This is a genomic window from Polyangium mundeleinium (genome assembly GCF_028369105.1).
Lineage (GTDB): Bacteria > Myxococcota_A > Polyangia > Polyangiales > Polyangiaceae > Polyangium > Polyangium mundeleinium.
Map to the genome: position 1 here is coordinate 11169040 of NZ_JAQNDO010000001.1, position 14242 is coordinate 11183281.

Sequence of the window (14242 nt, forward strand, 5' to 3'; positions counted from 1 at the left end):
GCGCCCCGGGGTTTTACTTGGCCACCTCGGTCTTGCAGCCGAGGGCGATCTGCACCTTCGCGCCGAAATCCTTGCGGACGGCGTCGCAAGTGGCCGGGCAGAACGAAATCTTCGAGGGGACGACGGGATTGTCGTAATACCAGCCGAGGCCGTTCGTGCAATCCTTGTCCTGGAGGATCGTCTCCGGCTCGCCGCCGCTCGACGGCGTGAAGAGCACGTTCACGAAGCCCGGATCGACCTCGCCGCCCGAGACCTTCGTCGGAATCTCGTAATCGCAGGGCAAGGCTTTGCCGCGGGCCTTCGCGAGCGCATTCTGGAACTCGACCTGGACGTTCACGCTGCCGACGAGGATCGCCGAATCGGTGCCGCCCGACGCCGCGATGAGGTTCACCGTGTCCTGCGTGACGCCCGGGAGGCCAATCACGAACGTGCGGACCTTGAATTGCGAGAGGCCCGTCGCCGCGAGGTTCGCGATGACCTGCGGGTCCTCCGGATTGACGCCGCTGCACACGGGCGCGGGCCCGGCCGGCTGCCCGTCCGTGACGAGCAACACGGCGCAGCCCGTCCCCGGCTTTTGCTGCAATGCGTCGGCGCAGGCGAGGAGGGCGCCGCCGAGCGCCGGGTAGATCGGGGTCTTGAAGCCGTTCGGGTCCTCGGCGGCGATGGCCTGAATGATCGGCTCGGCGTTCGCCGGCAGCGCGCCGAAGGGCACGACGGGCGGCTTGTAGAGCATCTGATCACAGGTGGACTCGGCCGGCAGGGGGAAGAAATTGAGCGCGACGGAGGTGCCCGCCGAGTTCGGATCGTTGACGAACGCCGCGAGCCCCGCCTCGGCGCTGTTCCACTTCGTTCCGACCATCGAGCTCGACTTGTCGAACGCGATGTAGAGCGAGAGCGGCACGGACTTTCCTTGCTCGGTGAGCAGGCCGCAGCCCGGATCCACGACGCCGCTCGAACTGCTGCTGCCGCCGCTGCCGACGAAGATATCCCCGCCCGTGCCCATGCCGCCCGTGCCACCCGAGCCGCCCGTGTTCCCGGCGCCGGCGCCGCCGGGATTGCCCGAGGGCGGCAGGTTCGAGTCGGGCGCACAGGCAACGCCGAGGGCGCATGCCGATAGAACAAGCAAAGTGGCGTGGATACGGTTCATGTCTCGATGGTGCCCGATCGGGGGGAGAGCCGTCAACCCAGGCCGGGACACTCGCGCTTGCGTCGCATTTTGCGACGGCCCCGGAGGGCCCGGGTCGGACGATCACATTCGGGCTGTACGGCGTTCGTCGAAATGAAAAAAACTCCTTGCCAAGCGATGGCGCGGGAGAGAAAGATTCAGGCATGCGCGCGCGTCTTCTTCTTGGTACCACACTGGGCTTGATCGGGTTGGTAGGGGCCGTTTCTGTCGCAGGCTGCGCCGAGGGCGGGTCCGTGACGTCCGGAGGCATCACCGGCGGCATCGGCGGATCCGGCAACGGAGGCGGCACGGGCGGCGAAGGCGGCGAGGCCGGCGCAGGGGGCGCGGGCGGCGGCTCGGGCGGCGGCTCGGGGTCGAGTTCGAGCGTGTCGAGTTCGTCGAGCGGCGCGGGCGGCGCAGGGGGCGCAGGGGGCGCAGGTGGCGAAGGCGGGATGGGCGGCGCGGGCGGGATGGGCGGCGCGGGCGGCGGTGGAACGGGCGGCGGGATGGTCGATCCATGCTCCATGGGCTGCCCCGCGGGCACCTGGGACGTGGACGGAAACCCGCTCACGGGCGCCCAGTGCGGCTGCGAATATCAGTGCACACTGGTGAGCGCCGACAAAGATCCGATCGACGACGGATACAAGGACGACAACTGCGACGGGACGGACGGCGTCGCCGAGCAGTGCATCTACGTCTCCGCCGGCGCGGGGAACGACGCGAGCGCAGGCACGCGGCAGGACCCGATGAAGACGATCGCCGCGGCCATTCAGCAGGCGCAATCGAAGGGCGTCCCGTCGGTCTGCCTTTCGGGCGAGATTTACAACGAGGCCGTGACCGTGGTCTCGGGCATCAACATTTACGGCGGATTCGACCACAACAATGCCGATTTCCGCTTCCGGCGATCCGAGGCGGTGACGACGACGGTGAAGGCCGTGGGCACAGTGTTCTACGCGCCGCAAATCGATCAGGAGACGCACATCGAAGGAATCACGATCGAGGCCGCGACGCCGCAGGGCGCGGGCGAGAGCACGTACGGCGTGCGGCTCGGTGGCGGCGTGGGGCAGCTCTACGTGCGGTACAACAAGATGACGATCGGCAAAGGGAACGACGGCTCGGTCGGGGCCAATGGAATGCTGCACGCGCAGTCGTCGGCGCCCAATGGGATCAACGGGACCAACGGGGCGGCGCTGAACAGCAACTCCGGCTTCGGCGGCGCGGCGCCCGTCTGCGACGCCCCCGGCGGAAAGGGCGGCGACGGCGGCCAGAATACGTCGGCGGGGCAGAACGGCGCGCAAGGCTTCGGCGGCACGCAGGGCGGAGCGGGAGCGCCGGCGAACGGCTGCACGCCGTTCATCGCCGACGCGGGGGATCCGGGCGGGAATGGGCAAAACGGCACAGACTCGACGCAAGGCGCGGCCGGTCAGGGCGGCAATGCGCTCGGCGGCGTGCTCGACCACTTCTATCGGACCGCCAATGGCACCGATGGAATGGCTGCGCAGCCAGCCAAGGGCGGCGGCGGCGCCGGCGGCGGCGGTGGCGGCAGCGGCAACGGGGCCTGCTTGAACGAATGGGACAAGGGCGGCGGCGGCGGCAGCGGCGGCTGCGGCGGCAAGGGCGGCAATGGCGGCAAGGGCGGCATGGGTGGCGGCGGGAGCTTCGGTGTGTTCGCCGTGGCCGGCAAGGTCATCGTGACGGGCAACGAGATCCTGGCCGGCGCCGGCGGCAAGGGCGGGCTCGGCGGTAATGGCGCGGTGGGCCAACTCGGCGGCGTCGGCGGGACCGGCGGCGGCAACAGCGACGACAGCGGTCCCGGTGGCAAGGGCGGCAACGGCGGCAAGGGCGCGGCCGGCGGCGCCGGCGGCGGCGGCGGCGGCGGCCCAAGCGCGTGCCTCGCCCGCACGGGCGGCGTGACGTTCACGTGGACCGGCAATAGCTGCTCGACCGGCGCGGTCGGTCTCGGCGCGAACGGCGGGACGAACCCCGAGGGCGGCGTCGGCGGCAAGGGCCTCGACGGCACCTCCGGGTTCAACATCCAGATCAACTGAAGCGGCGCGTCTCGCGCGGCGCAACGAAATGGGGTGGTCCGTACGCGGGCTGCCCCATTTCGTTCCATGTTCCCTCGTTTCTTCTTGCGTCGCCGGCCTCCGAACGGTACGGACGGCGGGCAATGGCCATCGAGATCGTCGAGCTTGGCGAGAAGGACAAGAAGCGGCGGCGGGATTTCCTCGACGTCGCGCGGGACATCTACGCGGACGATCCCGCCTGGGTGCGTCCCCTCGACATGGACATCGAGGACCGGCTCAACCGGAAGAAGAACCCGTTCTTCGACCACGGCGACGTGCAGGCGTTCGTCGCTTACCGGGACGGGCGCCGCGTCGGGCGTATCACGGCGCAGATCGACCACGCGCACCTCGAACGGCACAAGGACGCGGCCGGGTTCTTCGGGTTCCTCGATACGACGGACGACCCGGAGGTCGCGCGGGCCCTGCTCGAAAAGGCCGCGGACTGGAACCGCGCGCGCGGGATGAAGCTCCTGCGCGGGCCGCTCTCGCTCAACATCAACGAGGAGCTCGGCTGCCTCGTCGAGGGCTTCGATACGCCGCCGATGATCATGATGCCCCACCACCGGCCCTACCAGGGCGGGCTCATCGAGCAGGCAGGCCTCGCGAAGCTCAAGGACTTTTATGCGTGGACGTACGACGTCGGCTCGGTTCCGACGCGCGCGCAGAAGGCGCACGACGAGGTCCTCGCCATGCCCGAGGTGACGGTCCGCCACTTGGACCCCGCGCGTTTCGGCGAAGAGGTCCGCGTCCTCATGGACATCTTCAATGACGCCTGGAGCGACAACTGGGGTTTCGTGCCGCTCTCGGAGCGCGAGCTCGCCAAGATGGCGGCCGACATGAAGCTCATCCTGTTCCCCGAGATCACCTACCTCGTCTCGATCGACGGCGAGCCGGCCGCGGTGGCGCTCGCGTTGCCGAACATCAACGAGGTGATCCGCGATTTCGACGGAAGCCTCTTCCCGTTCAATGTGGCGAAGCTCCTCTATCGGCTGCGCGTAAAGGGGCCGAAGAGCGGGCGGCTCATCATCCTCGGCATCAAGAAAAAGTTCCGGCACGTGCGCAAGTACGCGGGGCTCTCCGCGTTCCTCTACGTCGCGATGAACCGCTCCGCCCACCTGCTCGGCCTCGAGCGCGGCGAGCTCTCGTGGACGCTCGAAGACAACGCGGCCATCAATGCGGGGATCCGGCTGATGGGCGGCCGCATTTACAAGAAATATCGCGTCTACCAGCGCGAGCTGTGACCAGAATGGGCCTGGCGCCCACCGAAAAACACTTTGACGGGGCGATAGGTACTCCGTAAAATCCGCACATGCGTTCTCGTGTGCTCGCCCTTACCCTCGCCGGGTGCGGGACGTGGCTCGGATCCGCAGGCGTGAGTCTGGCGGCGGAGCCCGAGGCGCGAGGCTCGGAGACGACGGCGGCGGCGCCGGCAGGCCGCGGGGCGGTCGTCGTGGCGATCGGGAGCGGCGTGGAGGCCGCGGCGAAGCCGCTCGCGCGCGAGATCTACCGGGATGAAGTGCTCCGGCCGGGCCTCGACGATCGGGCGGCGCGGCTGCTCGCCGGCGAGGCCGCCGCGCCGGATGCGCCCGCGAAGGAGCGCGAGCTCGCCGAGGTGCGGAGCGCGCTCACGGCGAACGACGATGCCCCGAGCCGCAGGCTGCTCGCCTCGCTCGGCGCCGAGCAGAAGGCCGAGATCGTGGTCGCCGTGTCGATGGCCGGCGATCGTCCCGTCGCGCGTGTGCTCCGCGTGGGAACGGCGCGTTACGAGTCGATCGAGCTCGGGCCGACGATCGAACGAAACGAGGCCGGGGAGATCCGCTACACGTGGCCCGGCGCCGCATCGACGCTTCGAAAGCTCGTGATCGTGCCGCAGGCCGCGCCGCCTCCGCCGATCGCGCCGAAACAAACCAGCACGCCCGCCTTGCCGAAGCCGGAGGAGCCGACGCGCAAGCCGTTCTACAAGTCGGCCTGGTTCTGGGGTCCGCTCGGCGCAATCGTGGCCGCGGGCGCCGCGGTGCTGATCACGTCGAAGGTGACGGAGGATTCGACGGGCATGGTCCGGCTGAAAGGACAGGTCGCGCCGTGAGAGCGGGGTCGCGGGCGCTCGTCCTCGTGTCGGTCGCGTCGTGCCTCGTCGCCGCGGACGCGTTCGCCGCGCCCTCGCGCCCGCATGATGCGCCGGCCGTGACGGATCCACGCGCCGACGTGCCCGCGCGTCCCACGGGATACCTGGAGCTTCAGGAGGCAGGCCTCACGTTCGCGTATCACCCCTCCGCGCACGAGCGCGTGCGCGCCGCGATCCCCGCGGTGCTCCGGGCACGAAAGGCCATGAGCGAGCTGCTCGGCCGGGAGGTCCTCGGCGCGGTGGAAATCCGCGTGGCCGCGGTGCCCGAGGAGGTGCGCTCGCTCGGCCCGATGGAGGACGTGCCCGGGTATGCGCCGGCGCTCGCGTTCTCGAAGCAGCGGCTCGTCGTGACGAGCCTCGGCTCGCATCGATCGCTGGAGCCGACGGATCTCGCCGTGGCCCTGCCCCACGCGCTCGCGCACGTGGCGCTCGACGAAACGCTCGACCACAAGCCCGCGCCGCTCTGGCTGCACGAGGGGTTCGCCGCGCACGTGGCGGGCGAGGCGTCGGCGATCCGCGCGCAGGCGCTCCTGCTCGCCACGCTGCAAAGGCGCCTGCACGGGGTCGCGGCGCTCGAAGGTGGCCTGCCGGCCGACGCGCCGGAGACCTCGCTCGCGTATGCGCAGGCCGCGGACCTCGCGCGGTTCCTCACGGACAAACCTCGCCGGGCGGCGTTCGTGGGGGCGCTCGATCGGGCCCGCAGCGGCGAACCGTTCGAGCAGGCGCTCGCGGCCGCGCACGAGGCGCCGCTCGCGCAGATCGAGCTCAAGTGGCGGGAGGATCTCGCGCGACGGTACGGGTTTTTGCCGGTGTTCCTCGCGGGGATCGGGGTCTGGGCGCTCTGCGTGCTGGTCCTCTTCGTGCGGCGCGTGTTCGAGCGTCGGCGCGCGGGGACGACGACGCCCGCGCCGCGCAAGGAGCCGCGGCCGCTCACGATGGAACCCCCGAGCCGCCCGCCCCCGCGCCCGCGGCCTGCGCCCGCGCCGCTGTTCATCGAGCGCATCGACAGCATCGAGGACGCGCGCGAGGACCTCGGCAAAACGTTCCCGCCGGAGGCCGAGGTGCCCAAGGTGGAGCACGACGGCGACTGGCACACGCTGCATTAATCCGGGAAGACGCGCGTCCGCAGGTATTCCGCCACCTGCGCGCCCAGCATCTCGCCGGCGCTGCGCAAACGGCCGCCGCTCGACGGGTTCGTCATCGTGGCGGGCACGACGGCGCGAAACTGGAGTACGTCGAGGCGCTGGGGCCCCGCGCCCCAGATCTCCAGCGTCATCCGCACCTCCGAGGGCCGCGCCGCGACGTAGGCGTAAAACCCAGGCTCGACGAAGGTGACCACGGGTCGCACCACAAACGGGCTCGGCGCGGGCGCGGACACGAACTGGACCTCGGGCAGCTCCTCGGCGAGCTCCCGGCCGAATTCACCGGCGAACGCACGCTTGTCCTCGTCCCAGCTCGCCTGCTGATCGCCGTCCTTCGACGCCTGGTACTCTGCCTCGCTCTTTTCGCCGATCTGGACGCCCTCGAAGTGCACGGGCTCCACCGCGAAGCTGCGCTGGTTCACGAACGGATTCGGCACGGCCTTGGCCACCACGTGCCAGGACGGCCCACACGCGACCGTGAAAAGCGACAGAAGACACGCAGAAACCCACGGACGCGCCGAGATCATCGCCTTCATGCCAGAACCCCCGTATCGGCTTTCGCGACGGTCGATTAGTATCACCCCGTCATGGAGGTCGTCACGGTTTGTCCCTTCCGGGTCGCGTCGCTGCTCTGGCAGCCACGACGCGGCGGGTGGGTCCTCACGGTCGTCTGCAAGGCCACGTACGACCTCGCGCCCGTCCAGTCGCGCCTCGCCGCGAACCAGGACGATCCGAACGAGGACGACAACCACTGGAACGACGATCCCGCGCGCAGCGTGTACTCGCCGAGTGATCTCGTTCCGTTCAAGGTGCGCGCCGACGTGGTGCTCGTGGGCAACGCGTTCGCCTCGCGCGGCGAAGCGTCCCGGTCGATCCTCACGCGCCTCGTCGTCGGCGGGATCGACAAATCGATCGAGGCGTTCGGCGAGCGCGTGTACGGCCCGGACGGCGCCGTGCGCGAAACGAGCCGCGTGACGAAGGTGCCGCTGCGCTACGAGCGCGCGACCGGTGGTCCGGACACGCTGAACCCGGTGGGCATCCGGCCCGACGCGCAGCCGGACGCGTACGGCGTCTCCCCCGTGCCGAACTTGCAGCCGCCGGGGCTGCTCGTGCAGAGCCGCGCGGACGTGATCCCCCCGATCGGGTATGGCCCGATCGCGCCGACGTGGCCGGGCCGGCTGGAAGCGCTCGGCGCGTACGCGTCGTCGTTCTCGCAGCAGATCGTCCGCGAGCAGCCGGTGCCCGACGACATCGATCCCGCGTACTTCGACTGCGCCCCGCGCGATCAGCAGCTCGACGAGCTGCGCGACAACGAGCGCATCGTGCTCGAGAACCTGCACCCGCAGCACCCGCGGCTCGTGACGAGCTTGCCGGGGCTGCATCCGCGCGCCTTCTTGGTCCGGCCGGGCGGAAACCCGCAGGACCTCACGATGAAGTGCGACACGCTCTGGATCGACACGGACCGGGCGCAATGCACGCTGACGTGGCGCGCGCAGATCGGGCTCGACAGGCCGCACGGGCTCGGCCGCGTCGTGGTCGCGATGGAGGAGCCGGGCCAGCGGCTCACGTGGGCCGACGTCGAGCGTCTCCTCGTCGCGAGCGGGCAAGCGGGCGAGCCGCTCCCGGAGGCCCCGGCCGAAGCCCCCGCGCTGTCCACGCCGCCCCCGAGCAAGCCGCATCGGCCCGCGACCGTGCCGTTCCTGCGGCCCGACGTGGCCGGCGATATCCCGGCCAAACCGCCGTCGCCCTCGCCTGCGGTCTCCGCGCTGAGCCAGATGAGCGCGCCGCGCGCGGAAAACGCGTCGCCGCAGCCCCGCGTCGCGCCCACGGCGAGCGGCCTGCCGTTCATCGCGGCGAAGAACGTGGCGCCCGCCGGGAGCGCGCCGCAGCCGCCGGCCGATCGTCCGCCGCCTGGAGATGCCGCGCCGCCGTGGCTCTCGGCCGCGCGCAAATCGTCGTCCCCCAGCGTCCCCTCGCCGGCCGTGCCCAACGCGACGCCGTTCGCGCCCGCGGCCGCGCAACCCCAGCCGCCGCCCGCGACGCCGTTCGCGCCTCCCGCCGCGCAACCCTCCGCGCCGCCGCCTCCACCGCTGCCCGCGCGTGTCCCGCAGGCCCCGCCCTCGCCGAGCCCCTCGCCGCTCGACAGCCCGTGGGCAAACCCGTCCGCGCGCGCCGGCGGGGGCGAGAACATCCCCGCGCCGACCGTGGGCAGCATGGCCGCGGGTTTGTCCCCGCCGAGCCCGATCGCCCCCACGGCGACCGCGATGGCCGCCGCGGGCCTCGCCGGCGCGGCCGCCGTCGCCGCGTTCTCCAGCGCCTCGCAAGCCGCGCCCCCGCCGCCCGTCGCCGTCGCGAACGCCGCGACCGTCGGCGCTGCCGCAGCCTCGAACGCAGCCGCCGCCGCGGCCCAATGGTCGACACCGAACGACGGTTCGTCCTCGCCCTCGCCTGCCGTCTCGCCGCGGCCGTACACCCACCGCGGCCCCTCGCGCGACGTCGTCGACCTCATCTGGTACGACCCGAAAGCCGCGCCGAAGATGCGCGAGCACCCGAGCTGGAAGCTCCTGCTCGACAAGAAGCCCGAGCCACGCGACCTCGACTTCGACGACGAGCCGCCGCCCGAGGAGCCGCCCGACGTGCGGGATCGCAAGGACGTCTTCGCCGTGCTCACGCGCGGCGCGACCACCGACGCCGAGGGCATCCAGGAGGCCATCGGCGATGCGGTCGCCGACGACGGCACCTTCACCCCGCCGCTCGTGCTCGTCTCGGCCGAGCTCACGTTCCCCTTCGACGAGCTCGAAACGCTGAAGGCCACGGTCACGGCGGTCTCGCCGCTCATCGCGGGCGACAAGAAGCTCAAGGAGACCGTGGACACGGTGAACGAGCTGCTCAAGACGCCGTGGCTGTCGAGCTCGAGCGGCGTCGCCGAGCGGCTCACGCAGCAGGTGAAGGACGCCTTCGCGCAGGGCAACCGCATGCTGCCGCCGAGTTACCTCGACTCGCACACCGAGCGGATGCTGCTCGAACAGCGGCACTACCAGAAACGCACGGTCTTCGGCGAGCCCTGGATCCGCAGCGTCCTCGTGCCCGCGGGCTCGCAGTCGCTGATGCCCGCGTACCTGCCCGAGAGCCTCACGAAGAAGCTACCGATGTTCCAGCGCTTCAAGGCGCGCATCGTCGCCGAGGCGCACATGCAGCAGGACGAGTACGAGAACCATCCGGCCGCGCTCAAGGTCGTCGCCCTCGGACGCGTCGTCAGCCTGCAACGACGCGGCTTCATGCGCTGACGTCAGAGCCGGCCGGTGAGCGCGTCGAAGCGCAGGCGCCACACTTCCACGACGGCCTCCGCGAAGATGCTGCGGCTCATCTTGGAGTGGCCCGCGCGCCGATCGACGAACACGATCGGCACCTCGGTCACGCGCAGGCTTTTCCGCAGCGCGCGGTACGTCGTTTCGATCTGAAACGAATAGCCGTTCGAGCGCAGCGTCTCGATGTCGATCGCGAGCAAGGCGCGACGCGTGAACGCTTTGAAGCCCGTGGTCAGGTCGCGGATCGGCACGCCGAGGATGGTCCGCGCGTAGAGCGAGCCTCCCTTCGAGAGCACGTGCCGCCCCGGCCCCCAGCCGAGGACGCCGCCGCCGGGCACGTTGCGCGAGCCGAGCACGACGTCCGCGCCCTCCTCGATCGCCTGCAGAAACGCGGGCAGGTACTTCGGATCGTGCGAGAGATCCGCGTCCATCTCCACGACGACGTCGTAGCCGAGCTCGATCGCGCGCCGAAACGCGTCCACGTACGCCGTGCCGAGCCCGAGCTTGCCCGGTCGATGCAGCACGGTCGTGCGAGGGTCCTCGGCGGCGAGCGTGTCCGCGACGGCGCCGGTACCATCGGGCGAGGCATCGTCCACGACGAGAACGTGCGCCTCGGGGACGACCTCGAGCACCGAGCGCACGAAGCGCGGGAGGTTGTCACGCTCGTTGTAGGTCGGCGTGACGACGAGGATCCGCGGGGCCATTCGAGCTCGTGGGCTCCCCGACCGACGCACGGGAGCGTGGGGTCATGTAGCAGAAAGGGAGCGTCAGCAGGAAGCCTTGTCGGCTCCGATTCTCGAAGTTACGTTTCGTTGCCCTACCGGATCGTGCGGGTACCTGCAACAGGCGCCAACGGCCAACGGCCCGGCGGAGAACGAGGCACCATGGCTAGCAAGAACGTCCGCAGCTTCAACGAACAGAATTTCGAGTCCGAGGTCCTGAACTCCGACGTCCCGGTGCTCGTGGATTTCACCGCCACCTGGTGCGGCCCCTGCAAGCAGCTCGCCCCGATCGTCGACAAGGTCGCCGACGAGTTCGAGGGCAAGGCGCTGGTCGGCAAGCTCGACATCGACGAGTCCCCGAAGGTCGCAGCGAAGTACGGCATCCGCAGCGTCCCGACCGTGATGGTCTTCAAGGGCGGCGCGAAGGCAGGCACGCACGTGGGGCTGACGAGCAAGGACAACCTCGTCAAGCTCCTCGGCGTGTAAGTCGAGCCACCAAAGTTAGCTGACCCTACGAGCGCGGCCTCTCGGAGCACGAGGGGTTCGCGCTCGCGTCTTTTCGCGGCTCCATTTTCCTCGTAGAGCTTGGCTCTCGTGGACGCCGAACTCCGACAAAGCCTGATCGGCCGGGTGCTGGATGGCGCCCAGGGCGTCCGTTACGAGCTCGGCGAGCTCGTCGGAGAAGGCCGCTCCGGTTGGGTCTTCAAGACCACGAGCGAGGTCCTCGGCGCGACGGCCGCGGTGAAGGTGTACCGGCCCGGGCTCGTCGACGGCGGCACAGCGCTCCTGCGATTCGCCCGCGAGGCGAGCGTCCTGCACCGCTTGCTCGCCTCGCTCCCGGAGCGGCGCGGGCTCGCGCACGTGATCGATCACGGCACGATCGAGAGCCCCCGCGGCGCCTTGCCGTGCGTCGTCCGCGAGTATCTGCCGGGGCAAAACCTCGCGCGGGTGATCGCCGCGCACGGCGGCTTCGGGCTGCCCGCGGCGCGCGCGCGTCGGCTCATGGGGCACGTGGCGCGGGCGCTCTTCGCCTTGCACGAGGCGGGCGGCGTGCATCGGGACCTGAAGCCTTCGCACGTGCTCATCGCGCAGGAGCGCGGCCAAGAGACGGCCCGGATCACGGACGGCTTCGTCACGACCCTCGGCCCGCAAGATCCGCTCGACCCGCCGAACCTGCTCTACGAAGCGCCCGAGAGCTTCGGACAACTCCCGGGCCCCATCGGGCCGGAGGCGGACGTGTACTCGTTCGCGGCCGTGTTGTACGAGCTGCTCTGCGGGACCGCGGCGTTCGCGCCGAAGCCGGGCGAACCGAAGCCGAAAGCGCTCCTCCGCCTCATGACGGGCGACCGGCCGCAGCTCGGCCGCGTGCGCGCCACGTTGCCGGCGGAGCTGCGGGATCGGCCGGATCTCGTGGCGGCGCTCGATCGGGAGATCGGCCGCGCCACGAGCACGAATCCGATCCATCGGCACGGGTCGATCCGGGAGCTCTGGCTCGCGCTGGAGCCGCTCTTGCGCGAAGCCGTGCGGCCGACGGCGAGCGGCGGGAGCACGCCCGAAGAGCCCGTGAGCTTCGACTCGGTCTTCCCGCGATCCAGCGAGGGCGCTCGCCTCGCCGCCGCGATGCCGATGCCGCCGCCCTCGGCCGCGCCGGTCGCCGCGCCGATGCCCGCGTGGGAGATGCTCGGCCCCGCGATCGCAGGCGAGCGCCTCCGCGCGGCGATGGTCGTCGAGGAGGGACGCGCGATCATGGCCCTCGGCACGCAAGGCCTCTACCGGCTCGTGCACGGCGCGTGGTCGGCGGCGCCGCTGCCCGCGGGGATCGACGCGCGGGCCGTGCGAGGCCTGTCGCGGCTCCCGTCGGGCGAGCTCCTTCTCTTCGGCGACGCGGGGCTCTGCGCGGCCCTCTCGCCGCGCGGCGGGCTGCGGCGGATCACGCTCCCGGAGCGCGAGATCACGCTGCTCGCGGCGCACGCGGACGAACGGGGGATCGTCCTCGTCGGTGAGCGCGCGTCGCGCCCGGGCGGCGTAGCGCTCTTCCTGCCGAACGAAGGAACGCCCACGATGCTCGCCGCGCCGGACACGGCGCGCCTCGCGGGTGTGACGCGCACGAGCAGCGGACACGTGATCGCGGTCGGCACGCAAGGCACGCTCGTGGAGATCAGCGAGCGCGGCGCGCGCGATGTTCCCTGGGGACGAACGGGGCACCTCTACGCGATCGCGGCGGGCCCCGGCGGCGTCGCGTATGCCGTGGGCAGCGGGGGACATGCGCTCCGCGTGGAGCCGACGCACGGCGGCGCGGTGGCGACGCTGGAGAGCGTGCAGACGACGCGGGATCTCGTGGGCGTCGCGGTCGATCCGACGACGGGCGGCGCGTGGGCCGTGGGTGCGGATGCGCGGCTGCTCGAACGGCAGGAGAGCGGGTGGATCCGTGTCCCGCTCGATCCGTCGGTAACGAGCGCGCTGATCCTCGTCTGCCCCCGCGCACCGCGGATCACCGTGGTCGCGGAGGATGGCTCGGCGTTCTTTCACGGCTACGCGCGCTGATCACGGGCGCGCGGCCGGTCGGGGCGGCGGAGGCTGCGATCGCGGCCCGGACGGGGTCTTCGCTCGTCGCGGAACCTTCGCTTGACCGATCGGGGCCACCTGGCTAGGTATCGTGCCCGAAACCACACCTTTTCCAGGAGTCTCCGATGGCGACGAGGATTGCAATCAACGGGTTTGGTCGGATCGGTCGCTGCATCGTGCGCGCGCTCGTCGAGCGCGGCGAGAAGGATCTCGAGATCGTGGCGATCAACGATCTCACCGATGCCGGCACGCTCGCGCACCTCTTGCGCTTCGACTCCATCCACCGCGAGTTCCGCGCGGCGAAGGTGAGCCACGGCGACGGCTACATCGCGCTCGACGACAAGCGCATCCAGGTCCTCGCGAAGAAGGACCCCGCCGAACTCCCCTGGAAGGACCTCGGCGTCGACATCGTCCTCGAGTGCACCGGCCTCTTCACCGACAAGGCGAAGGCCGCTCTGCACCAGAACGCGGGCGCCAAGCGCGTCATCATCAGCGCGCCGGCCAAGGGCCACGACCTCACCGTGGTCATGGGCGTGAACGACAAGCAGTACGACCCGGCCAAGCACAGCGTCATCTCGTGCGGCTCGTGCACGACGAACTGCCTCGCGCCGGTCGCGAAGGTCCTGCTTGATCAGTTCGGGATCGTGCGGGGCCTCATGACCACGATCCATTCGTACACGAACGACCAGCACATCCTCGATCTCCCGCATCGCAAGGGTGATCTGCGCCGCGCCCGCGCGGCGGCGGTGAACATGGTGCCCTCGTCGACGGGCGCGGCGAAGGCGCTCAGCGAGGTTATCCCGGAGCTCAAGGGCAAGTTCGACGGCCAGGCGATCCGCGTCCCGACGGTCGACGTCTCGCTCGTGGATCTCACGCTCGAGACGGAGAAGCCGCTCTCGAAGGACGCGATCCACGAGGCGATGAAGCGCGCGGCCGAGGGCCCGATGAAGGGCATCCTCGAGTACACCGAGCTCCAGCTCGTCTCGGGCGACTACATCGGCAACCCGCACTCCAGCATCTTCGACGCCACGCTCACGCAGCACATCGGCGACAGGTTCGCGAAGGTCTTCTCCTGGTACGACAACGAGTGGGGCTTCTCGAACCGCATGATCGACCTGGCCAAGCTCATGGCCGCGAAGGGCGTCTGAG

The 14242-nt window shown here is 70.6% G+C and carries 11 protein-coding genes; 8 read left to right on the forward strand and 3 right to left on the reverse strand.

The window, feature by feature from the left end; all coding sequences use genetic code 11:
- Window positions 1-13: 13 nt before the first annotated feature.
- Window positions 14-1147, reverse strand: a complete 1134-nt coding sequence (locus POL67_RS43965; protein ID WP_271927270.1) for a vWA domain-containing protein — start codon at window positions 1145-1147, stop codon at window positions 14-16.
- A gap of 272 nt (window positions 1148-1419) precedes the next feature.
- Between POL67_RS43965 and POL67_RS43970 the strand changes: the two genes are divergently transcribed.
- The 4 genes from POL67_RS43970 to POL67_RS43985 all read left to right on the forward strand — a co-directional run bounded on the left by POL67_RS43970 (window position 1420) and on the right by POL67_RS43985 (window position 6462).
- Window positions 1420-3213, forward strand: coding sequence for a PE-PGRS family protein (locus POL67_RS43970; protein WP_271927272.1), 1794 nt, complete (start codon window positions 1420-1422; stop codon window positions 3211-3213).
- A 122-nt stretch (window positions 3214-3335) separates the two neighbouring features.
- On the forward strand, window positions 3336-4472 hold the full coding sequence (locus tag POL67_RS43975) for a hypothetical protein (RefSeq protein WP_271927274.1): 1137 nt from the start codon (window positions 3336-3338) through the stop codon (window positions 4470-4472).
- Window positions 4473-4540: 68 nt separating this feature from the next.
- Entirely contained in the window at window positions 4541-5317 is a 777-nt protein-coding gene (locus POL67_RS43980) for a hypothetical protein (RefSeq protein ID WP_271927276.1), read from the forward strand.
- On the forward strand, window positions 5314-6462 hold the full coding sequence (locus POL67_RS43985; RefSeq protein WP_271927277.1) for a peptidase MA family metallohydrolase: 1149 nt from the start codon (window positions 5314-5316) through the stop codon (window positions 6460-6462). The genes POL67_RS43980 and POL67_RS43985 overlap by 4 nt, the downstream gene beginning before the upstream one ends.
- Here POL67_RS43985 and POL67_RS43990 read toward each other — a convergent pair.
- Window positions 6459-7034 carry a hypothetical protein gene (locus tag POL67_RS43990; protein ID WP_271927279.1) on the reverse strand — a complete coding sequence of 192 codons (576 nt, stop codon included), beginning with the start codon at window positions 7032-7034 and terminating at the stop codon, window positions 6459-6461. The genes POL67_RS43985 and POL67_RS43990 overlap by 4 nt on opposite strands.
- A 51-nt stretch (window positions 7035-7085) precedes the next feature.
- On the opposite strand from POL67_RS43990, the gene POL67_RS43995 reads away from it, so the two are divergent.
- Window positions 7086-9785 carry a DUF2169 family type VI secretion system accessory protein gene (locus POL67_RS43995; protein WP_271927280.1) on the forward strand — a complete coding sequence of 900 codons (2700 nt, stop codon included), beginning with the start codon at window positions 7086-7088 and terminating at the stop codon, window positions 9783-9785.
- 2 nt (window positions 9786-9787) lie between these two features.
- Here the strand turns inward: POL67_RS43995 and POL67_RS44000 are convergent, their stop codons facing one another.
- Window positions 9788-10510: a polyprenol monophosphomannose synthase gene (locus POL67_RS44000; protein WP_271927282.1), complete on the reverse strand. Its 723-nt coding sequence runs from the start codon at window positions 10508-10510 to the stop codon at window positions 9788-9790.
- Between the two features lie 180 nt (window positions 10511-10690).
- On the opposite strand from POL67_RS44000, the gene trxA reads away from it, so the two are divergent.
- The 3 genes from trxA to gap all read left to right on the forward strand — a co-directional run bounded on the left by trxA (window position 10691) and on the right by gap (window position 14241).
- Window positions 10691-11014: a thioredoxin gene (gene trxA, locus POL67_RS44005; RefSeq protein ID WP_271927283.1), complete on the forward strand. Its 324-nt coding sequence runs from the start codon at window positions 10691-10693 to the stop codon at window positions 11012-11014.
- A 108-nt stretch (window positions 11015-11122) separates the two neighbouring features.
- Window positions 11123-13072 (forward strand): serine/threonine protein kinase, encoded by a 1950-nt coding sequence (locus tag POL67_RS44010; RefSeq protein WP_271927285.1) that lies wholly within the window; start codon window positions 11123-11125, stop codon window positions 13070-13072.
- Between the two features lie 146 nt (window positions 13073-13218).
- Window positions 13219-14241: a type I glyceraldehyde-3-phosphate dehydrogenase gene (gene gap / locus POL67_RS44015; RefSeq protein ID WP_271927286.1), complete on the forward strand. Its 1023-nt coding sequence runs from the start codon at window positions 13219-13221 to the stop codon at window positions 14239-14241.
- Window position 14242: the final 1 nt, after the last annotated feature.

What these genes read in the sequence shown, in the direction of transcription:
- POL67_RS43965 (WP_271927270.1), bottom strand. Translation starts at nt 1,147, where the DNA reads ATGAACCGTATCCACGCCACTTTGCTTGTTCTATCGGCATGCGCCCTC.
- POL67_RS43975 (WP_271927274.1), top strand. Translation starts at nt 3,336, where the DNA reads ATGGCCATCGAGATCGTCGAGCTTGGCGAGAAGGACAAGAAGCGGCGG.
- POL67_RS43980 (WP_271927276.1), top strand. Translation starts at nt 4,541, where the DNA reads ATGCGTTCTCGTGTGCTCGCCCTTACCCTCGCCGGGTGCGGGACGTGG.
- POL67_RS43990 (WP_271927279.1), bottom strand. Translation starts at nt 7,034, where the DNA reads ATGAAGGCGATGATCTCGGCGCGTCCGTGGGTTTCTGCGTGTCTTCTG.
- POL67_RS43995 (WP_271927280.1), top strand. Translation starts at nt 7,086, where the DNA reads ATGGAGGTCGTCACGGTTTGTCCCTTCCGGGTCGCGTCGCTGCTCTGG.
- POL67_RS44000 (WP_271927282.1), bottom strand. Translation starts at nt 10,510, where the DNA reads ATGGCCCCGCGGATCCTCGTCGTCACGCCGACCTACAACGAGCGTGAC.
- trxA (WP_271927283.1), top strand. Translation starts at nt 10,691, where the DNA reads ATGGCTAGCAAGAACGTCCGCAGCTTCAACGAACAGAATTTCGAGTCC.
- gap (WP_271927286.1), top strand. Translation starts at nt 13,219, where the DNA reads ATGGCGACGAGGATTGCAATCAACGGGTTTGGTCGGATCGGTCGCTGC.